The sequence below is a fragment of the Brevundimonas sp. NPDC058933 genome (assembly GCF_049315965.1).
Taxonomy (GTDB): Bacteria; Pseudomonadota; Alphaproteobacteria; order Caulobacterales; family Caulobacteraceae; genus Brevundimonas.
In genome coordinates this window covers 333,043-353,383 of the sequence record NZ_JBMOSL010000001.1, presented here as the reverse complement: position 1 = coordinate 353,383, position 20,341 = coordinate 333,043, and the positions used below count along the sequence as shown (strand labels likewise).

The 20,341-nt window shown below is 66.3% G+C and carries 18 protein-coding genes; 11 read left to right on the top strand and 7 right to left on the bottom strand.

Translation table 11 applies throughout. The features are described 5' to 3' along the window. Nucleotides 1-36: 36 nt before the first annotated feature. Nucleotides 37-825 carry a thiazole synthase gene (locus ACOZBP_RS01645; protein WP_422674720.1) on the bottom strand — a complete coding sequence of 263 codons (789 nt, stop codon included), beginning with the start codon at nt 823-825 and terminating at the stop codon, nt 37-39. A gap of 104 nt (nt 826-929) precedes the next feature. Then, nucleotides 930-1,127, bottom strand: a complete 198-nt coding sequence (gene thiS, locus ACOZBP_RS01640) for a sulfur carrier protein ThiS (RefSeq protein WP_207826766.1) — start codon at nt 1,125-1,127, stop codon at nt 930-932. Between the two features lie 104 nt (nt 1,128-1,231). On the opposite strand from thiS, the gene aroQ reads away from it, so the two are divergent. The 4 genes from aroQ to aat are packed head-to-tail and all read left to right on the top strand — an operon-like array spanning nt 1,232 to nt 4,273. After that, on the top strand, nt 1,232-1,705 hold the full coding sequence (aroQ, locus tag ACOZBP_RS01635; RefSeq protein ID WP_422674719.1) for a type II 3-dehydroquinate dehydratase: 474 nt from the start codon (nt 1,232-1,234) through the stop codon (nt 1,703-1,705). Between the two features lie 13 nt (nt 1,706-1,718). Then, entirely contained in the window at nt 1,719-2,210 is a 492-nt protein-coding gene (gene accB / locus ACOZBP_RS01630) for an acetyl-CoA carboxylase biotin carboxyl carrier protein (RefSeq protein ID WP_422674718.1), read from the top strand. An 8-nt stretch (nt 2,211-2,218) separates the two neighbouring features. Further along, on the top strand, nt 2,219-3,571 hold the full coding sequence (gene accC, locus ACOZBP_RS01625) for an acetyl-CoA carboxylase biotin carboxylase subunit (RefSeq protein WP_422674717.1): 1,353 nt from the start codon (nt 2,219-2,221) through the stop codon (nt 3,569-3,571). Nucleotides 3,572-3,577: 6 nt separating this feature from the next. Continuing rightward, the gene (gene aat, locus ACOZBP_RS01620) at nt 3,578-4,273 is read left to right on the top strand and encodes a leucyl/phenylalanyl-tRNA--protein transferase (protein WP_422674716.1); all 696 of its coding nucleotides are present in this window, start codon (nt 3,578-3,580) and stop codon (nt 4,271-4,273) included. Here the strand turns inward: aat and ACOZBP_RS01615 are convergent. Beyond that, nucleotides 4,240-4,926 carry a DUF2155 domain-containing protein gene (locus tag ACOZBP_RS01615; protein WP_422674715.1) on the bottom strand — a complete coding sequence of 229 codons (687 nt, stop codon included), beginning with the start codon at nt 4,924-4,926 and terminating at the stop codon, nt 4,240-4,242. The genes aat and ACOZBP_RS01615 overlap by 34 nt on opposite strands. Continuing rightward, complete coding sequence (locus tag ACOZBP_RS01610) at nt 4,923-5,315, bottom strand: NADH:ubiquinone oxidoreductase subunit NDUFA12 (protein WP_422674714.1); 393 nt, start codon at nt 5,313-5,315, stop codon at nt 4,923-4,925. Before ACOZBP_RS01610 ends, ACOZBP_RS01615 begins: the two co-directional genes overlap by 4 nt. A gap of 218 nt (nt 5,316-5,533) precedes the next feature. On the opposite strand from ACOZBP_RS01610, the gene ACOZBP_RS01605 reads away from it, so the two are divergent. The 3 genes from ACOZBP_RS01605 (at nt 5,534) to ACOZBP_RS01595 (ending at nt 9,716) form a co-directional block, all read left to right on the top strand. After that, on the top strand, nt 5,534-8,197 hold the full coding sequence (locus ACOZBP_RS01605; protein ID WP_422674713.1) for a TSCPD domain-containing protein: 2,664 nt from the start codon (nt 5,534-5,536) through the stop codon (nt 8,195-8,197). 59 nt (nt 8,198-8,256) lie between these two features. Beyond that, nucleotides 8,257-8,748, top strand: coding sequence for a pentapeptide repeat-containing protein (locus tag ACOZBP_RS01600; RefSeq protein WP_422674712.1), 492 nt, complete (start codon nt 8,257-8,259; stop codon nt 8,746-8,748). Nucleotides 8,749-8,813: 65 nt separating this feature from the next. Then, nucleotides 8,814-9,716 (top strand): pentapeptide repeat-containing protein, encoded by a 903-nt coding sequence (locus ACOZBP_RS01595; RefSeq protein WP_422674711.1) that lies wholly within the window; start codon nt 8,814-8,816, stop codon nt 9,714-9,716. A 71-nt stretch (nt 9,717-9,787) separates the two neighbouring features. Here the strand turns inward: ACOZBP_RS01595 and aspS are convergent, their stop codons facing one another. After that, on the bottom strand, nt 9,788-11,617 hold the full coding sequence (aspS, locus tag ACOZBP_RS01590; protein WP_422674710.1) for an aspartate--tRNA ligase: 1,830 nt from the start codon (nt 11,615-11,617) through the stop codon (nt 9,788-9,790). Nucleotides 11,618-11,792: 175 nt separating this feature from the next. On the opposite strand from aspS, the gene ACOZBP_RS01585 reads away from it, so the two are divergent. Genes ACOZBP_RS01585 through ACOZBP_RS01575 form a run of 3 tightly spaced genes read left to right on the top strand, consistent with a single transcriptional unit; the run spans nt 11,793 to nt 16,270 of the window. After that, nucleotides 11,793-12,467, top strand: coding sequence for a chromosomal replication initiator DnaA (locus ACOZBP_RS01585; RefSeq protein WP_422674709.1), 675 nt, complete (start codon nt 11,793-11,795; stop codon nt 12,465-12,467). A gap of 51 nt (nt 12,468-12,518) precedes the next feature. Beyond that, nucleotides 12,519-14,750: an RNA degradosome polyphosphate kinase gene (locus ACOZBP_RS01580; protein ID WP_422674708.1), complete on the top strand. Its 2,232-nt coding sequence runs from the start codon at nt 12,519-12,521 to the stop codon at nt 14,748-14,750. Further along, nucleotides 14,750-16,270 (top strand): Ppx/GppA family phosphatase, encoded by a 1,521-nt coding sequence (locus ACOZBP_RS01575; protein WP_422674707.1) that lies wholly within the window; start codon nt 14,750-14,752, stop codon nt 16,268-16,270. Before ACOZBP_RS01580 ends, ACOZBP_RS01575 begins: the two co-directional genes overlap by 1 nt. Before the next feature lie 55 nt (nt 16,271-16,325). Here the strand turns inward: ACOZBP_RS01575 and rnd are convergent, their stop codons facing one another. Then, nucleotides 16,326-17,477, bottom strand: a complete 1,152-nt coding sequence (gene rnd / locus ACOZBP_RS01570) for a ribonuclease D (RefSeq protein WP_422674706.1) — start codon at nt 17,475-17,477, stop codon at nt 16,326-16,328. A gap of 81 nt (nt 17,478-17,558) precedes the next feature. Between rnd and purM the strand changes: the two genes are divergently transcribed. Next, nucleotides 17,559-18,596: a phosphoribosylformylglycinamidine cyclo-ligase gene (purM, locus tag ACOZBP_RS01565; RefSeq protein ID WP_333612335.1), complete on the top strand. Its 1,038-nt coding sequence runs from the start codon at nt 17,559-17,561 to the stop codon at nt 18,594-18,596. A 69-nt stretch (nt 18,597-18,665) separates the two neighbouring features. Here the strand turns inward: purM and ACOZBP_RS01560 are convergent, their stop codons facing one another. Then, the gene (locus tag ACOZBP_RS01560; RefSeq protein WP_422674705.1) at nt 18,666-20,258 is read right to left on the bottom strand and encodes a S10 family peptidase; all 1,593 of its coding nucleotides are present in this window, start codon (nt 20,256-20,258) and stop codon (nt 18,666-18,668) included. Nucleotides 20,259-20,341 lie beyond the last annotated feature (83 nt).

The following is a 20,341-nucleotide window of genomic DNA, read 5'->3' as shown; positions in this document are numbered from 1 at the left end:
GAGTGCGCCGCCAGCGACGGCGCGGCAAGCCGTGGTCTAGATCAGGCCCGCCAGCGGCGACGACGGATCGGCATAGAGGCGCTTCTTCATCCGCCCGGCCAGATAGGATTCCCGCCCGGCGATGACCGCATGCTTCATGGCGCTGGCCATCAGCAGCGGATCGCGCGCCTCGGCGATGGCGGTGTTCATCAGCACGCCGTCACAGCCCAGCTCCATGGCGATGGCCGCGTCCGAGGCCGTGCCCACGCCCGCGTCGACCAGAACCGGCACCTTGGACTGCTCGACGATCAGGCGGATGTTGATGGGGTTCTGCACGCCCAGGCCCGAGCCGATCGGCGCGCCCAGCGGCATGATGGCCACCGCGCCCGCGTCCTCCAGCTTGCGTGCATAGACCGGGTCGTCGGTGCAGTAGACCATGACCTCGAAGCCCTCGGCGGTCAGCAGCTTCAGCGACCGCAGGGTCTCTTCCATGTCGGGGAACAGGGTACGCTGGTCCGCCAGAACCTCCAGCTTCACCAGGGTCCAACCGCCCGCCTCGCGCGCCAGACGCAGGGTCCGCACCGCGTCCTCGCCGGTAAAGCAGCCCGCCGTGTTGGGCAGATAGGTATAGCGCTTGGGGTCCAGGAAGTCGGTCAGCACCGGCTGGCTGGGATCGGTCAGGTTCACCCGGCGCACGGCCACGGTGACGATCTCGGCGCCCGAAGCCTCGGCCGCCGCAGCGTTCTGGGCATAGTCGCGGTACTTGCCGGTGCCCACGATCAGGCGCGAGTTGAAGGTGCGGCCGGCGACGGTCCAGCTGTCGGTGCGGGGGGCTGTATCGGTCATGCTCCTGACCTAGCGCCACGCTGCGCCGGGGGAAAGCGCCGTTGCGGGATTTGATCCCCCCTTCCCGCTCGTCCCCGCCTCCGCGGGGATGAGCGGATTTTATGTCACCCGCCCCCGACGAACTGCACCAGCTCGATCCTGTCGCCCTCGGCCAGCGCCGTTTCGCCGTGCAGAGAACGCGGCACGATCTCCAGATTGCGCTCGACCGCCACCTTCTTCGGGTCCAGCGACAGCTCCTGAACCAGGCCCAGAATGGTCGTGGCGGCGGTGTCCCGCCCCTCGCCGTTGACTTCGATACGCATGACGTTAGGTCAACCTCTTCATCGACGCACTTTGCGCCGCGCCTTACCTGAGCTACAACGCCCGACCGAATCCGCGCGGTCGTGAGCGCCAATTTTCCGAGCGAATGCCCGAAGCCCCTGTCCTCTACGTCCTGAACGGCCCTAATCTCAACCTCCTGGGGGTTCGGGAGCCGGACATCTATGGCCACGAGACCCTGGCTGACGTCCAGGCCATGTGCGAGGCCGCCGCCGGCGATACGCGCGTCGTGTTCCGCCAGTCGAATCACGAAGGCCAATTGGTCGACTGGATCCATGAGGCGCGCGAGGAAGCCTGCGCCCTGGTGATCAATCCCGCCGCCTTCACCCATACCTCGGTGGCCCTGCTGGACGCGTTGAAGACGCTCAGCGTGCCGGTCGTCGAATGTCACCTGTCGAACCCCGCCGCGCGCGAGGATTTCCGGCGTCATTCCTATGTTTCGCTGGTTGCGACCGGCGTCATTTCGGGCTTCGGCCCCCACAGCTACGAACTGGCCGTCAAGGCCGCCCTTCGGCTGGCGCGGGAACGCGCCAAGGCCGGGGCTCGTTCGCCCAAGATCTGAAGAGAGACTCATCATGTCTGACGACAAGCACAAGAACGAAGGCATCGACGCCGGCCTGATCCGCAGCCTGGCCGACATCCTCAATGAAACCGACCTGACAGAGATCGAGGTCGAGCGCGGCGAACTGCGCATCCGCGTCGCCCGCGAGATCACCATGACGGCCGCGGCCCCGGTCCACTACGCCGCCGCCCCGGTCGCGCACGCTGCTCCGGCCGCCGCCGCCTCGGCCTCCATGCCGTCTGACCCGGCCGCCATGGTTTCGCGCAAGGGCGAAGAGGTGAAGTCGCCGATGGTCGGCACCGTCTATCTGCAGGCCTCGCCGGAGGCTCCGGCCTTCATCAAGCCCGGCGACAAGGTCAAGAAGGGCCAGACCCTGCTGATCGTGGAAGCCATGAAGACCATGAACCCGATCCAGGCCCCGCGCGACGGCGTCGTATCGGAAATCCTGGTTGGCGACGCCCAGCCGGTCGAGTTTGGCGAAGCTCTGGTTATGCTGGAAGCCTGAGACCCGTCATGTTCACCAAGGTCCTGATCGCCAACCGGGGCGAAATCGCCCTGCGCATCCACCGGGCGTGCAAGGAGATGGGCATCTCCACCGTCGCCGTGCATTCCGAAGCCGACCGCGGCGCCATGTGGGTGCGGCTGGCGGACGAAAGCGTCTGCATCGGCCCCGCACCGGCGGCCAAGTCCTATCTGAACATCCCGTCGATCATCGCGGCCGCCGAAATCACCGGCGCCCAGGCGATCCACCCGGGTTACGGGTTTCTGTCCGAGAACGCCCGCTTCGCCGAGATCGTCGAAGCCCACGGCATGACCTTCATCGGTCCCAAACCCGAGCACATCCGGGTGATGGGCGACAAGATCAGCGCCAAGCAGACCGTTCTGGACGCCGGCATACCCTGCGTGCCCGGCTCGGCCGGCGAAGTCGAAACCATCGAGGCCGCCATCGAGGCGTCCAGGACCATCGGCTTCCCCCTGATCGTCAAGGCCGCTGCGGGCGGCGGCGGGCGCGGCATGAAGGTCGCCCTGACCGCCGATGATCTGGTCGAGGCCGTGCAGACGGCCCAGACCGAGGCCAAGGCCGCCTTCGGCAACGGCGCCGTCTATATGGAGCGCTATCTCCAGAAGCCGCGCCACATCGAGATCCAGGTCATTGCCGACAGCCACGGCAACGTCGTCCACCTGGGCGAACGCGACTGCTCGCTGCAACGTCGCCACCAGAAGGTGCTGGAAGAGGCCCCCTCACCCGCCCTGTCGGCCGAGGGTCGCAAGAAGATCGGCGAGACGGTCAACAAGGCCATCGCCGCCATCGGCTACCTGGGCGTCGGCACCATCGAGTTCCTGTGGGAAGACGGCGAGTTCTTCTTCATCGAGATGAACACCCGCCTGCAGGTCGAGCATCCGGTCACGGAAATGATCACGGGCGTCGATCTGGTCCGCGAACAGATCCGCATCGCCGCCGGCCTGCCGCTGTCGTTCAAGCAGGACGACATTCATTTCGAGGGCCACGCCATCGAGGTGCGGATCAACGCCGAGAACGCCGAGACCTTCACTCCGTCGCCGGGCACGATCACCGATTTCCACGCCCCAGGCGGCCTGGGGGTGCGACTGGATAGCGCCATCTACGCGGGCTATTCGATCCCCCCCTACTACGACAGCCTGATCGGCAAGCTGATCGTCCATGGACGCGACCGCGAGGAAGCCTTGGCCCGCCTCAAGCGCAGCCTGGGCGAGATGGTGATCGGCGGCGTCGACACCACCATTCCCCTGTTCCAGAAGCTGTTGCAGGAGCCGGACATCCTGTCGGGCGACTACGACATCCACTGGCTGGAAAAATGGGCCGCCGCCCAGAAGGCCAAGGCCTAATCCCTCTTGGACGAACCCGAGTTCAGCGCCAGCAGCCCCTCCAGCGTCTTCGGACCCGAGGAGCTGCTGGCCTGCTACGCTCGCGGCGTCTTTCCGATGGCCGAGGCGCGCGACGATCCACGCGTCTTTCTGGTCGAGCCGGACCAGCGGGGCGTCGTGCCGCTGGATCGCTTCCACATTCCCACGCGCCTGCGCCGCACCGTTCGCGGCGAGCCGTACCAGGTGCGCGCCGACACGGCCTTCGGCGCCGTTCTGGACGCCTGCGCCGCGTCAACGCCGGGCCGCGAGGACACCTGGATCAACGATCCCATCCGCAGGCTCTATCTGGAGCTTCACGCACGCGGCCATGCTCACAGCCTTGAATGCTGGCAGGACGAGGGTCTGGTCGGCGGTCTGTACGGCGTGACGCTGGGCGGCGCCTTCTTCGGCGAAAGCATGTTCAGCCGGGCGCGTGACGCGTCAAAGGTCGCCCTGGTGCATCTGGTGGCGCGACTGAGACTGGGCGGCTGGGGCCTGCTGGACGCCCAGTTCCTGACCGAGCACCTCAGCCAGTTCGGCGCTGTGGAAACGCCTCAGGCGGCCTATCTTCGGCTGCTGAAGCCGGCGCTGCGCCTGACGCCAGACAAGTCAGCCCTGACCGCGCCCCTGACGGGCGCGGAGGCTGTGACCTATGCCTTACAGCCGACCACCCAGGCGTCGTAGACCGGATGCTGCAGGCCGCTGACAGCGGGCGACGATGAGAACATCCAGCCCTTGAAGATCTGACGCGCCTCGGTCGGCACGACGATCCCGCGCGGCTGAACCCCGACTTCCAGATAGGCGATGGCGTCTTCCGTCTGTTCGTCAGAGGCCGACACTTCGCAGGCGCGGGCGCTGAAGATCAGGGTCTTGTTGAAGCGAACCGGACGCCCGCCGACCTCGACTTCGAACCGCATCGATTCGGCCGTGACCTTGTCGATCGCCTGGATGACGGCCACGGGGCGCCGCTGACGTCGGCCCGGGACTGCGGCGGGTTCGGCCGCGGGCTTGGGCGTCTCGATTTCGACGTCAGGCGGAACATCTTCCTGAACCGCTGCGATCTCGGCCTCGGGCGTCACCACCACGACCGGCGTGCCCGGCGCGGCGCTCGGATCCGTGGAGGGCGTGGTGCCCTGGACCGGCGTCGCGTTCGCCGGAACCGTCGGCTGCTGATTTTGCAATGGGGCGCGGTTGGTGTCGCGTAAAAGATCCCCGACCGGATCCTGAACCGGAACTGCATCCTGAGGCAGGTCCGTCAGGGCGCTGGTCATGCCCACGCCTGCGACCGCCAGACCCGCCGCGGCCACGCCGATCAGCAGGAGGCGGCGCGAGGTCATTCCGGGCTCCAGGCCTGGTAGTCGCCGGTGGCGGCGGGGCGTTTGCCCTCGTTGGCAAGCGAACCTTGAGGACGCCACGCCATCGGCGTGCCGGTCATGTTGGGCAGGTGGTCCTTTTCCCATGCACGGCGCGGCAGCGGCTTTTCACTGGGGGCGTCGTCATAGGTGTATCGCAGCCAGCCCTGCCATTCCGGCGGAACCTTGGTGGCTTCGGCGTAACCGTCGTAGATGACCCAGCGGCGCTTGCGACCGTCATAGCTGACGTTGTCGCGCGACTGGTAATAGCGATTGCCGAACTCGTCCGTGCCGACCAGTTGGCCGCGTTTGCCGACGGTGAAAAGGGTGCCGATCGTGGCGCCGTTCCACCAGGTGAAGATCTTGCTCAGCACGTCGTCGTACTCACTTGTATCCCGTCGCTCAGGGAGGTCCGGCGACGCTGCGCGATCATAGAAACCGCAACCGCCCGCGTCCAGCCCGAGACGGCCTGGACGCGTCACGTCTCAACATCAACATCTTGGGGGTAACCCCTCCTCATGCCCCAAGATTTATTGAAAGGCCGCCAAGGGCGTCGTTAATGTCGAGATCAGGACACGCGCGGAGACGCCTGATGCGCATCAACCCCCGTTTCGCCCCCCTCGCCGCGCTCATGGCGCTGGAACCCCGCGTGATCGAACGCCCCGGCGTCATGGCATCGACCCTGGCGCCCGCCGACTGGTCCGATGCGAGAGTAGAAGCCTGGCTTGACTGGGCCGAAGGCCTGACGAATGACCTCCCACAAGGCGCGCCAGCCCTGAAAGACGACTACGCGTCGGCGCTGAACGGCGCAGTAGACCGCTGGGCGCATCGACTGGGCGCTCAGGGCCTGAAAACCGGCTTGTTCGCCACAGCCGACGACGCCCAAATCTTTGCCGAAGAAATAGGCGCTTCCCTGATCCTCGGCCTGGCTGCGCCGGAAGCGCCCCGGCCGTCGCTTGGCGGGCTCCCTTGTCTGGTCGCAAACGACCCGGGTGCGGCGGGGGCCCTGACCGAACTGGCGGCCGCCAGACGCGGCGAGCGAATGGCGAGGCGCGCCGCCGAGACCCTTTCCGACGCGCTGGCTGCGGTCGCCCACGCCGTCGATCGCTGCGAAGGACCGCGACCGGCCTGCGCCGACCCAACTGCAAACCCGGCGTTGGCTCGGGCCGCCCTGACCGCCCGCCGATGCGGGGCAAGCGACGCCGACATCCTTCGCGCAATTGATGGCGAAAGCACCTCGGTCGCCCTGCCCACTCCCTCCGCCCAGCCCCTTCAGACCGTCCTGGCCGTGCGTGACCACATTGCTTCGGGAGGGCCCCACGCCCTGATCGTAGCTAAGGCGGCTATGGAAGGGGACGTGGCGCTGGTTTTCACCGCCCGTGACGCCGAGACCCTGGCCGATGTGGAGATGGAGGTCCGCGCCACGATTCATTTGCCGGCCCTGGCCGCTATTGCAGGCGCGGAAGCTTTCGATTCAGCCCTGGAGGACCTTACGCGGCTCTGGGTTCTGGCTCTGGAAATTGAGACCGACCTCAGTGCTTGCCAGAATATGGCCGGTGCCCGTCGCCGCGAAGCAGCGCGTCCCATTGCGCTGGGCCTCTCCGGCCTGGCCGACTGGGCCGTCGCCACCGATGCCGAAAACCTTTTGACCTGTGCAGCTTCGGTCGGCGCACGCATTGCGGCCGCTGCCAGTTCGGCCTCGGTCGAGCTCGCCGCGCAGATCGGTGCTTGCGCCGAATGGGCCGCTGTCAGCGACGAGATCGTCGACGTCGCCCTTCAACGCGGACAGGACGCCACGGCGCTGAAGAACAATGGCCGTCGTCACTCCGCCATCAGCCTGTTTGTGCGCGACGCCGAACTGGCGCTCCGACTCGGCGCCTCGCCCTTTGCCGCCACTGACCTGTTCCAGACCCGGGACGGCGAGACGGAACGTCGCCTGCGTCCGTCGCTTGAACGCGCCATCCGGCGGGCCGGAGGCGACGTTGAGGAAGCCGAACGCTGCCTGTTCGGTCGACGGACCCTGGTGGGGGCACCTGGCGTCAACCATTCGGCCTTGCGAGATCTGGGCTTTACCGATCTGGAGCTTGAAGCCGTCGAAAGCGCCTTGTCACAGACGGATCAGTTGTCGGCGGTCTTTGCCCCACCCGTGCTGGACGCCGGCTTCGTCGGCGACGTGCTGGGGCTGTCGGTCCAGGAAGGCTCGGACCTGCTGCCCCGGCTGGGCTTCGACGACGCCGCCGTCGAGGCTGCTCGCTCCGCCGCCTTCGGACACGCGGACCTGTCCCGATGGGAGGCGGCGCCCGAAGCCTTGCGTGGCCTGCTGTCCGCCGATGCCCAGGCGCTGGAGGCCCAACTGCGCCACGCCATTGAGCCCTACAGCGACGCGCCCGACGTCATGCCCCTGGTCATCGACTGGCGGGCCGGTCCGCTCCAGGGCGTCCGCGCTCTGGGCCAGGCTGCCCGCGACGGCCGCCGCGCAGTCGTCCTGCGCCGCGCCCCGCCGCCTGCCGAGTTCCGTCTGGATCTGCCAGAGACCGAGGCTCCCATGCCAGGACGTATCGAACCCGAACCCCGGACGGTCGAGCGTGTGATCGAAAAAATCGTCGAGCGCGATCGCACGCGCCGCAAGCTGCCTGACCGCCGCAAGGGCTATATCCAGAAGGCTTCGGTCGGCGGTCACAAGGTCTATATTCATACTGGCGAGTACGAAGACGGCGAACTGGGCGAGATCTTCATCGACATGCACAAGGAAGGCGCCGCCTTCCGCAGCCTCATGAACAACTTCGCAATCGCCATCTCGATCGGCCTGCAATACGGCGTGCCGCTGGACGAATTCGTCGACGCCTTCGTCTTCACCCGGTTCGAACCCGCCGGGCGCGTCACCGGCAATGATTCGATCCGTTCGGCGACCTCGATCCTCGACTACATCTTCCGCGAACTGGGGGTCTCCTATCTGGAGCGCCAGGAACTCGCCAATGCCGAACCCGAAGGGCTCAATCCAGACGGACTCGGCGCTGCGGTGATGAACGACGCCGAACCTGTGCCGGCCGCTCGCTTCATCTCAAAAGGATTCGCGCGGGGCGCGGCCCCCGACAACCTCGTAGTCGTCCCATTTGGGCGAAAAGCCGATACTCCACGGACCGAAGCCCCCACGGAAGCTGTAGCCTGTCCTGAATGTGGCGACTTCACCCTGCAGAATCGCGGCGGCGGCTGGATCTGCGACACCTGTGGCGCGGCCCCGCAGATGCAAGGTTGAGCGACGGCCGGCCTTCGGCCTGTTTCTTGCTTGGCAGCGACAAAGCCCGGAGCTCCAGCATGAACCGTCTCGCAATCGCACTCGTCGCCTCGCTCATCGCCGTCACGGCCATGCCGGCCGTCGCCCAGAACGCATCCCAGATCAGCCGCGTGCGCGGCGGCGCCAGCTGCCCCGGCTGCAACCTTTTTCAGGGCGACTTCTCAGGTATGGAGGTGCGCGGCCTCAACCTGGCCGGCGCCCGGCTGCGTCAGGCCGACCTCAGCCTGGCCGTCATGAACCGCACCCGCTTCTCCCGCGCCGACATACGCGACGTGGAGGCTTACGGCGGCGTCTTTTCAAGCTCGAACTTCGCCGGAGCTGATCTGAGCAACGCCAGCTTCGTCGGCGCCTATCTGGATGGATCGACCCTGTCCGGCGCCAAGCTCAACGGGACCAATCTGTCGGGTGCGCGTCTGGCAAGAGCGGTCGGCCTGACGCAGAGCCAGCTTAACCAGGCCTGCGGCGACGATGCGACCGTGCTGCCCTCGGGACTGCGTATTCCGGCCTGCTAAGGGTCGCCTTCGTTACCGCGATTTAAGTAGGGTTATCCGGACGATGGGCGCATCTAGATAGGGTGATGAAACGCCCGCTCGCCCTTCTCCGTCGTCTGGCTCCCGCAGCAGTCGCCCTTTCCGGGCTTCTGATCGCGGCCCCCGCCTTTGCGGGCATGGCCGGCCTGTCTCAGATGCAGGATCGCGACGTCGCCCGTATGGTTTCGTTGGGCGGCAGTTGCAATCGCTGCGAACTGTCAGGCCGCGATCTTTCAGGCGCGACCTTCACCGGCGCCAGCTTCACCAACGCCACGCTAGTCGGTGCGACCCTGCGCGGAGCCGAACTGCTCGGCTCGAACTTCTCGGGCAGCGATTTCAGCCGCGCCGACATGCGGGGCGTCGAAATGCTCGGCGCCAACTTTACCAACGCCGTCTTCAGCGGGGCCAATCTGACCGGGGCCGAGGCCACGGGCGCGAACCTGATCGGCACGAATTTTCAGGACGCCAACCTGTCCTCGGCCGAGTTGAATGGGGCCAACTTCAACCGAGCTATACTGACGCGCACAAGGTTCAACAGTAGCGAAATGTTCGGCGCGACCCTGGCCAATGTCCGCGCTGTCGGCGCTGATTTCTCCAACGCCGAGATCAACGCCTCCAACCTGACCAACGGCGTGTTCGACAGCGCCAAGTTCAACAACGCCTCTCTGGACAGCGCCCGCCTGACCGGGGCCAGCTTCGATCGCGCCAACTTTTCGGGCGCCTCGATGAACCGTACAGACATTCGCGGCGCCGACCTGTCCGGCGCGCGCGGCCTGACTCAGGATCAGGTGCATGACGCCTGTGGCGACGGCGCGACCCGCCTGCCCAATGGGTTGACCGTGCGTTCGTGCGGCGGCGGCAGCATCCGCGTCATTCGCACGCCGCCGGCCCCGCCTGCACCACCGATCCCGCCACGTCAGCGCAACCTTGTCGTCGCCTCGGGCCGCTAACCTCCCCTGACGCTCAAAGAAAAGGGCGACCTGCGAAGGCCGCCCTTTCCAATTCAGCGCTGCGACGCCGCCTACTTGAGCGGCAGAGCCGTACGGATCGACAGTTCCTTCAGCTGCTTGTCGGCGGCCTCGGCGGGCGCGCTCATCAGCAGGTCCTGACCCTGCTGGTTCAGCGGGAAGGCGATGACCTCGCGGATGGCCGTCTGGTTGGCCAGAAGCATGACGATGCGGTCGATGCCCGGAGCCAGACCGCCGTGCGGCGGGGCGCCGAAGCGGAAGGCGTTCAGCATGCCGCCGAACTGCTCCTCGACCACCGAGGCGTCGTAGCCCGCGATCTCGAAGGCCTTCAGCATGATCTCGGCCTTGTGGTTCCGGATCGCGCCCGAGCACAGCTCATAGCCGTTGCAGACGATGTCGTACTGATAGGCGCGGATGGTCAGCGGGTCCTGGGTCTCCAGGGCCTCCATCCCGCCCTGCGGCATCGAGAAGGGGTTGTGGCTGAAATCGACCTTCTTCTCTTCTTCCGACCATTCGAACATCGGGAAGTCGACGATCCAGCAGAATTTGAACTGCTCCTCGTCGACCAGCTTCAGTTCGGCGCCGACGCGGGTCCGGGCCAGACCGGCGAACTTGGCGAAGACGGCAGGGTCGCCGGCGGTGAAGAAGGCGGCGTCGCCCTTGCCGAGGCCCAGCGAGGCCATCAGGGCTTCGGTCGGCTCCTGACCCAGGTTCTTGGCGATGGGGCCGCCCCAGGCCTGCTGGTCATCGGACCAGAAGATGTAGCCCAGGCCCGGCTGGCCCTCGCCCTGCGCCCAGGAGTTCATGCGGTCGCAGAAGGCGCGCGAACCACCGGTCGGCGCAGGAATGGCCCAGACGGCGTTCTTGGCGTCAGCGCCCAGGATCTTGGCGAACAGGCCGAAGCCGCCTTCGCGGAAGTGGTCCGACACGTCCTGCATCTTGATCGGGTTGCGCAGGTCCGGCTTGTCAGAGCCATACCACTTCATCGACTGGGCATAGGTCAGGCGCTCAAAGCCCTTGTGCTCGAACGTCTCGCCGAAGTCGTTGGTGAAGGTGTGGACGCCGTCGATCGGCGACACCGGCTTGCCGTCGCCGAACTCGTTGAAGACGCCGTTCATCAGCGGCTCGATCGCCTGGAAGACGTCTTCCTGGGTGACGAAGCTCATCTCGACGTCGAGCTGGTAGAATTCCAGCGAACGGTCGGCGCGCAGGTCTTCGTCGCGGAAGCAGGGCGCGATCTGGAAGTAGCGATCGAAGCCCGAGACCATCAGCAGCTGCTTGAACTGCTGCGGGGCCTGCGGCAGGGCGTAGAACTTGCCCGGGTGCATACGGCTCGGCACCAGGAAGTCGCGCGCGCCTTCCGGCGACGAGGCCGTCAGGATGGGGGTCTGGTACTCAAGGAAGCCCTGCTCGACCATGCGCTGGCGGATCGAGTGGATCACCCTGGAGCGCAGGACGATGTTCTTGTGCAGGGTCTCGCGGCGCAGATCCAGGAAGCGGTTCTTGAGGCGGATTTCCTCAGGATACTCCGGCTCGCCAAAGACCGGCAGCGGCAGCTCGGCGGCTTCCGACAGCACTTCAACGGCCAGGACGCGGACTTCGATCTCGCCGGTGGGCAGGTTGGCGTTGGTGGTTTCGGCCGAGCGGCTGACCACTTCGCCGTCGATCTTGATGACGCTTTCGGCGCGCAGGCGCTCGACGGCTTCAAAGCCTGGCGTCTCGGGGTGCAGCACCAGCTGGGTCAGGCCGTAATGGTCGCGCAGGTCGATGAACAGCAGGCCGCCGTGGTCGCGCTTGCGGTGAACCCAGCCCGACAGACGAACATTCGCGCCCGCATCCGTCGAACGGAGGGCGCCGCAGGTATGGGTGCGATAGGCGTGCATGATCGGATTTCGTCTGAAAACGGCTGCAGAACAGCGTGAATTAGGAGGGGCGAAAGGCCCATCATCGCCCCGGAAAGTCAAGGCTGGCGGCTAAATCCACAGCGTCGCGCGGTTGTCCACCGCAGCCGGGAACCTGCCCACAACGCCTGGAACAGCCTCTGCTATGGTTCAATCCATGACCGCACCCGGTTCCGACATCCAGCAACTACGCCTGCCCCTGCGGCAGGAAGCGTCGCAGCGCGCCGTTGATTTCGTCGTGTCGGAGTCCAATTCGACCGCGACCGCGGTGCTGGCGACCTGGCCCGAGACGCCAGGCTCGGTCCTGGCGATCTTCGGCCCGCCGGGCAGCGGCAAGAGCCATCTGGCCGCCGCCTGGGTCGAGCGCACCGGCGCCGTCGCCCTGCACGGAGCCGAGGCCGCCCTTGTCGATCCGGTGGAGCTTGAGGGCCAGATGGTTCTGCTGGACCGGGCCCAGGACGCCGATGACGAGAGCCTGTTTCACCTGATCAATCTGACGCAATCTGGCGGCGGCGCTCTGCTGCTGGTGTCGCGCGATCCGCCGGCGGCCTGGGCCAGCGAACTGCCCGACCTGCGGTCGCGCCTGAACGCCATCCGCACGGTGGGCGTGGATGCGCCCGACGACGCTGTGCTGGCCGCCATGCTGAAGCGCGCCTTCGCCACCCGCAACATCACGCCGGGCGAGGAAGTCGTCGATTATCTGGCCCGCCGCATAGATCGCTCGGCCGACGCCGTCGATATCATCGTGGACAAGCTGGACGCCTTCCACCGCCCTGTCACCCGCGTCCTGGCGCGGCATGTGCTGGAGGACAGCGACGAACTGTCTGACTGATCAGGTCAGATCGCGGTTGCAGCCGTCACAGGCCCGCGCGACAACAGATACATGACTGAAATCGCGCCCATCGCCGTCGACACTACTGGCGAGGAAGTCCCCTCCTCGCGCGCCCCGCAGCTGGAGCTGTCCGAGGCGCTGATGACCTCGCCCGAGCGTTTCATCAACCGCGAGCTGTCGTGGTTGGCCTTCAACGGCCGCGTGCTGGAAGAGGCCGCCAACGAGGGCCATCCGCTGCTGGAACGAGTTCGCTTCCTGTCGATCTCGGCCAACAACCTCGATGAGTTCTTCATGACCCGCGTGGCGGGTCTGAAGGGTCAGGTGCGCGAGCGTGTCCGCGTCGTCTCGCCAGACGGCCTGACGCCTGCGGAACAGCTGGAACAGGTCAATGCCGCCGCTGGCGGGCTGATGGCCGAGCAGCAGCGCCGCTGGCGCGTCCTGCGCAAGGAAATGACCGCTGCCGGGATCGAGGTGGTCGAAGGCTCAAAGATCACCCGCACCGAGCGCGAACGGCTGGAACCCGAGTTCCTGAACCAGTTGTTCGCCGTCCTGACGCCGATGGCGATCGACCCGGCACACCCCTTCCCCTTCCTGCCCAACCTCGGCTTCTCGCTGGCGCTGAAGCTGCGCCGGAACAGCGACAATCGCGTCCTTTACGCCCTGGTGCCGGTGCCGACGCAGGTGCGGCGTTTCTGGGCGCTGGCCACCGACGGACGTTCCGCGCCGGGCCGCAAGCGCTTCGTCTCGCTGGAGAACCTGCTGCTGCTCTTCATCGACCACCTCTTTCCCGGCTGCGAAATCCTGGAAAAGGGCCTTTTCCGTCTGATCCGCGACTCGGACATCGAGATCGAGGAAGAGGCTGAAGATCTGGTCATGGAGTTTGAGGAGGCGCTGAAGCAGCGCCGCATGGGCTCGGTCGTCCGCATCAAGATCCAGGCCTCGATGCCCGAGGATCTGCGCAACTTCATCATCGCCGAACTGCACGCCCAGCCTCAGGACGTGGTTCTGGTCGAGGGGATGCTGGGCCTGGCGCAACTGGCCGAACTGATCCCGGGCGGCCACCCCGACCTGAAGTTCAAGGGTTATGAGCCCCGCTATCCCGAGCGGGTCCGCGACAACGGCGGCGACATCTTCGCGGCTGTCCGCGAAAAGGATATGCTGATCCACCACCCGTTCGAGAGCTTCGACGTGGTGGTCCAGTTCCTGCGACAGGCGGCGCGCGATCCGCACGTGATCGCCATCAAGCAGACTCTTTACCGAACCTCCAAGGACAGCCCCATCGTCGCCGCCCTGATCGAGGCGGCGGAAAACGGCAAGAACGTCACCGCCCTGATCGAACTAAAGGCCCGCTTCGACGAAGAAGCCAACCTGCGCTGGGCGCGGCAGATGGAGCGGGCCGGCGTCCACGTCGTCTTCGGCTTCGTCGAGTACAAGACCCACGCCAAGCTGAGCGTGGTGGTGCGCCGCGAGGGCGAGGCCCTGCGGACCTACTGCCACTTCGGCACCGGCAACTACCACCCGACGACGGCCAAGATTTACACCGACCTCAGCCTGTTCACCTGCGATTCCGTGCTGGGCCGGGATGCGACGCGGGTGTTCAACTACATCACCGGCTATGCGGCCCCGGACGAGCTGGAGGCCCTGATCGTCTCGCCGCTGAACATGAAGACCAGCCTGCTGGAAATGATCGGCAAGGAAATGTCGGCCGCCGCCAAGGGCAAGCCTGCCGCGATCTGGGCCAAGATGAACGCCCTGGTCGACCCCGAAATCATCGACGCCCTGTACCGCGCCAGTCAGTGGGGCGTGCGCATCGAACTGGTCATTCGCGGCATCTGCTGCCTGCGCCCAGGCGTGCCGGGCCTGTCGGAGAACATCCGGGTCAAGTCCATCGTGGGCCGCTTCCTGGAACACAGCCGGGTCATCGCTTTCGCCAACGGCCACGACCTGCCGAGCAACAAGGCCAAGTTGTTCATCTCGTCCGCTGACTGGATGCCGCGAAATCTGGACCGCCGCGTCGAGCTGATGACACCCATTCTGAACGCCACGGTCCATGATCAGGTGCTGGATCAAATCATGGTCGCTAACCTGAAGGACGACGCCCAGAGCTGGACCTTGGCGGCCGACGGGACCTATCACCGCGTCACGCCTTCAGGTGCTGATCGTCCCTTCTCGGCCCACAAGTACTTCATGACCAATCCCAGCCTGTCGGGACGCGGCCGCAAGGTGAAGACCCTGCCCGGCGCCCTGTCCTATTCCGGACTCAAGCCCCGGAAACGCCGCTGATGGGCGTCGAGGCCGAATACCCGTCGCGTCAGATCGCCGTCATCGACATCGGCTCCAACTCGGTGCGTCTGGTCCTTTACAGGCTGGAGGGTCGAGCGGTCTGGACCATGTTCAACGAGAAGGTCCTGGCCGGATTGGGCCGTGATCTGGCCGCGACCAGGCGGCTGTCCGCGCCCGGCGTCGTCGCGGCCATGACGGCCTTGCGCCGCTTCGCCGCCGTCATCGAGGGCGTCCAGCCGGATCAGACCATCATCGCCGCCACCGCCGCCGTGCGCGAGGCCGAGGACGGCGCGCAGTTCTGCGCCCTGGTCGCCGCCGAAACGGGCCTGCAGGTCCGCGTCCTGAGCGGCGAGGAAGAAGCCCGCTATTCTGCACTAGGCGTCCTGGCCGGCGCACCTGGATCGCAGGGCGTCGCCGCCGACATGGGCGGCGCCAGCCTTGAGCTGACCCGCATCGGCAACGGCGGCCGCAACCGGCCGCTGGACAAGGGGGTCACCCTGCCGCTGGGTCCCTTCGCCCTGACCGATCCCAAGGGATTCGACGTCGAGCGTCTGCGCAGCCGCATCGCCAGGCGACTGGCCCCCGTCGCCGACGCATACGCGACAGAGGCCCTGCACGCCGTAGGCGGCGCCTGGCGCAGTCTGGCCCAGATGCACATGGCCATGACGGATCATCCGCTGAGAATCGTCCACGAGTACGCCATGACCGCCGCGGACGCGCGTGATCTGACCTGTCTGGTGGCCCGCCAGTCCAGGGCGTCGCTGGAGAAGTTGCCGGGCGTGTCCAAGCGCCGAGCCGAAACCCTGCCTTACGCAGCTCTCGTGCTGGATGGCCTGATTGACGCGCTCGGCCTGAAATCCGTGACGTTTTCGGCCTGGGGCGTTCGCGAAGGCCTGCTCTACGCCGGAATGTCGCCAGACATGGCGGCGGTCGATCCTCTGCTGGCCGGGTGCTCCGCCTGGGGCGGACGACAAGGCGTGGACCCGGCCCTGCCACGCGCTCTGGACGGCTGGCTGCAACCGCTCGTTTCGGCCATGCCGGATACCTTTGGTGAGGAACGCGACGCGATTCTGACCTCTTCGGTCTGTCGCCTGGCCGACCTCGGCGCCCGGCTGCACCCCGACCACCGGGTCCAACTGGTTTTCGATCAGGTGCTGCGCTCGCCCATTCCGGGGCAAACTCACGCCGAACGCGCCTTTCTGGCCGTGGCCATGAACGCCCGCTATGGCGGCGACGCCAAGACCCCCTCGTCAAACGTGGTGGAGCGCCTGTTGCCTGAACAAGGCCAGAGACGCGCCCGCGCCCTGGGCCTGGCCATGCGGCTGGCCTGCGACCTGTCGGGCCGCTCGCCGCAGCTTCTGGCCAACGCCGCCGCCACGGTCGAGAAGGGCGCGCTGCGGATCACCGCCGCCGAGGGTTACGCCGACATGCTGCTGGGCGAACAGACGCGCCGCCGCGCCAAGGCCTTGGCCGAGGCGATGGGATTGACGCTAAGGATGCAGGAAGCGACGCCGCACTGACGTCGCAAACGAAAGAGGCCGACGTCGCCGCCGGCCTCTCTTGGTTATGTGAAACTCAGCCTTCGATTTCGACCACTTCGACCCGAGAGCCGTTCAGCACCAGGGCGATTTCGCCGCGCTTCAGCTTCAAAGCATCCTCCCCGAAAAGCTGACGGCGCCAGCCCTTCATCGCTTCGATGTCGGCGTTGTCGTCATTGGCGATTTTTTCCAGATCGGCGACGTTGGCGATCAGCTTGGTGGCCACGCCCGCGTTGTCGCTCTTGGCCTTCAGCAGCACCTTCAGCAGTTCGACCACAGAGGGCGGGGCCGGCTGGCTGTGCGCCGGGCGCTCCAGCTTGGGCGCATGGGCTTCCGGATCGGCCAGGACGCGCTTCAGCTCAGCCGCCAGCTCGATGCCCAGCCGCGAGCCGCCAAAACCCTTCGGCACCGAACGCAGGCGGTTGAAGGCTTCAGGATCGGTCGGGGTCTGAACCGCGATTTCGTCGATGCCTTCGTCCTTCAGGATACGGCCGCGCGGCTGATCGCGTTCCTGCGCCGCACGCTCGCGCCAGACCGCAACGGCGACGAAGGCGGCCAGGTATTTGGCGCTGAACTTCTTGGGCTTCAGACGCTTCCACGCATTCTCCGGCGTGGTGTCATAGAGGGCCGGGTCGGTCAGGGCGCCCATTTCGGACATGACCCAATCCAGACGACCTTCCTTCTGAAGTCGGTCGCGCAGCTTGGGATAGAGGGCGGCCAAATGGGTCACGTCGCCCAGGGCATAGACCAGTTGCGCGTCTGACAGCGGACGACGCGCCCAGTCGGTGAAGCGGCTGCCCTTGTCCAGTTCCTGACGCAGCATCTGGCGCACCAGCTGCTCATAGCTGACCTGATCGCCGAAGCCGGCGGCCATGGCGGCGACCTGGGTGTCGAACATCGGCTTGGGCATGGCGCCCAGGCGGTTGAAAATTTCCACGTCCTGACGGGCGGCGTGGAAGACCTTGATGATCGATTCGTCGCGCAGCAGGGCGAGGAAGGGCTCAAGGTCCAGATCCTCGGCCATTGGATCGATGATCGCAGCGTCCGTGGGCGAAGCCGCCTGGATCAGGCACAGCTTGGGCCAGTAGGTCGTCTCGCGCATGAACTCGGTGTCGACCGTGATAAACGGGGCCTTGGCCAGCCGTTCACAGAACTCGATTAGCGCGTCATTGGTGGTGATTGGCGTCATTCCGATGCTATAGCCCCGCGCGACGCCGTTGTGGCAAGAGCGCCGCGACAGATTTTCGCCCCCGATATCGAGCCGTGACCGATGAGCGACACCCCTGAAGCCCTGAAAAACGGCCTCACCTACGCCGATGCAGGCGTGGATATCGACGCCGGAGAAATGTTGGTCGATGCGATCAAACCCCTGGCCAAGTCGACTCGCCGCCCCGGCGCCGAGGCTTCGCTGGGCGGATTCGGCGCCCTGTTCGACCTGAAGGCCGCAGGATTCGAAGACCCGCTGATCGTCACCACCACGGACGGCGTCGGCACCAAGCTGAAGATCGCTATCGAGACCGGCCGTCATGACGGCGTGGGCGTCGATCTGGTCGCCATGTGCGTCAACGACCTGCTCGCGCAAGGCGCCGAGCCGCTGATGTTCCTGGACTACTACGCCACGGGCAAGCTGGACGTAGACGCCGCGCGCCGCGTCGTCGCCGGCATCGCCGAGGGCTGCCGCCAGTCGGGCAGCGCCCTGGTCGGCGGCGAGACCGCCGAAATGCCGGGCATGTATTCGGGCGGCGATTACGATCTGGCCGGCTTCTCGGTCGGCGCGGTCGAGCGCGGTCAGGTCCTGCCCTATCTGGACCAGCAGAAGGCTGGCGACATCATCATCGGCCTGGCTTCGTCCGGTCCGCACTCGAACGGCTATTCGTTGATCCGCAAGGTGGTCGAGAAGTCCGGCCTGGCATGGGGCGACGACGCCCCCTTCGCCAAGGACCGCACCCTGGCCCAAGCCCTGATGGAGCCGACCCGCATCTATGTGAAGCCGGTCCTGCCGCTGATGAAGGCCGGCCTGATCAAGGGCGCGGCCCACATCACGGGCGGCGGCTTGATCGAGAACCCGCCGCGCTGCATCGCCGAGGGCCTGCAGGCCGCGTTCGACTGGAACGCCTGGGCCCTGCCCCCGGTCTTCGAATGGCTGGGTCAGGTCGGCGGCATCTCCGACCACGAACTGCGCCGCACCTTCAACTGCGGCGTCGGCTTCATCCTGATCGTCTCGCCCGAGAACGCAGAGCCAGTCCTGGCCGCCCTGCTGAACGCCGGCGAGGAAGCCTTCATCTGCGGACAGCTGGAAGCCGCCTGAGCGTCGAACATCTAAAACGACAAAGGCCCCGGTCGCGAGACCGGGGCCTTTTTCTTTGGCGCGAGGCCCCTACCGAACCCCGCCGTTCTGGGTCTCGTCGTAGAACCTGACCAGATCAACGTGCAGTTCCTCCAGCGCCTTGCGGCTCGTGTACATCATGTGTCCGCCTTCATAATAGGTGAACTCCAGGTTCTGACGCAGCCTGGGCTCCAGCATCATCTGGGCCAGGTCGAACTCGGTCGAGAAGAAGGGCGTGGCGGCGTCGTAGTAGCCGTTCAGCGCCAGCACCTTCAGATGCGGATTGCGTCGCATGGTTGTGGCGAGATCAACCGCCGTGTTCGGGGTCGTCTGCGGCCCGCCGACCGGCGGTCGGTGGCTCCAGTTCCAGTTGAAGCCCGGCAGGCCGCGCGCCGACTGGCGATAGTCCATGTCCGTCCGGTAGTTCAGCGTATTGGCGATGTAGTCATGGAAGACGCCGAAATAGGCCCCGGTGATGGCGCTGCTCGACGGATCTTCCTCGGGCGATCCGCCCACGGCGTCGGCGTCCATGCCCAGGTAGCGGGTGTCCAGACGGCCGATGGTCTCGCGACGATCCCGCAGCAGTTCCTTGCGGAAGGGCGACAGCTCTACCCGCAGGTTGGCGTTGTCGATGAAGGTCGGTGAAACGCCGATCAGTTCGCTCATCTGCCGGGCGATCTGGGCGCGCTCGGCGTCCGGGATCATGTGCCCCTTGGCCAGGGCCGCTGCATAGGGCCCCATGGCGAAGTCGCGCGCCCGCTGGACGTGCTCTTCCACCGTGGCGGCGCGACTGGGGACCTTGTTGTGATACCAGGCGGTCGCGGCATAGGTCGGCAGAAGGGTGAGGAAGTTCTGCGCATAGCCCGGCTGGCGCACGCCGTAGTTCATGATCGAGGACAGCAGGATGACGCCGTTCAGCGACATCCCCCGATCTTCCAACTGATGCGCCACCGCGCCGGTGCGCAGGGTGCCGTAGCTCTCGCCCAGTACGTACTTGGGGCTGGACCAGCGGTTGAACTTGGTGGTGTAGCGCATGATGGCGCGGGTGAAGGCGTCCGCATCCTGATCCACGCCCCAGAAGGCCGAGCCCGGCGTCTCGCCCAGCGGGCGCGAATAGCCGGCGCCGACCATGTCGATGAAGACCAGGTCGGTCTTGTCCAGCAGGGTCATGTCGTTGGGGCCGACATTGAACGGCGCGGGGCGCTCGACTACCGGATCGTCCGTCAGCACCCGCACGGGGCCAAAGGCGCCCATGTGCAGCCACACCGTCGGCGAGCCCGGCCCGCCGTTGTAGAGATAGGTCACCGGACGCCGCCCGACCGGCTGGCCGTCCAGGGTATAGGCGACGTAGAAGAGGCTGGCCGTCGGCATGCCGGCGTCGTCGCGGATGGTCAGGGTGCCCGCCGTGGCCTTGTAGCGCATGGCCCGGCCGTGGGCGGTGATCGAATGGCTGGTCGTCACCTCCTTTTCCTCAGGCGTCGCGCGGGCCCAGTTGCGCTCCACCTGCTCTGCAGTGACGTTGCGCAGACGGTCGCTGGCCGAGCGCAAGGGCCCGGAACCGCCGCCTGACGCCTCCTGAGCCGTCGAAACCATCGGCACAGCCAGAATCGCCGCCGCGCAGACGGCGGTAAGCAGATGACGCATTGTGAAACTCCCCCTCACGCACCGGATGTCCCGGCGCCGGGACGCTAGCGCCAAGCGGGTCCCTCCGGCAACGGACTTTGTAA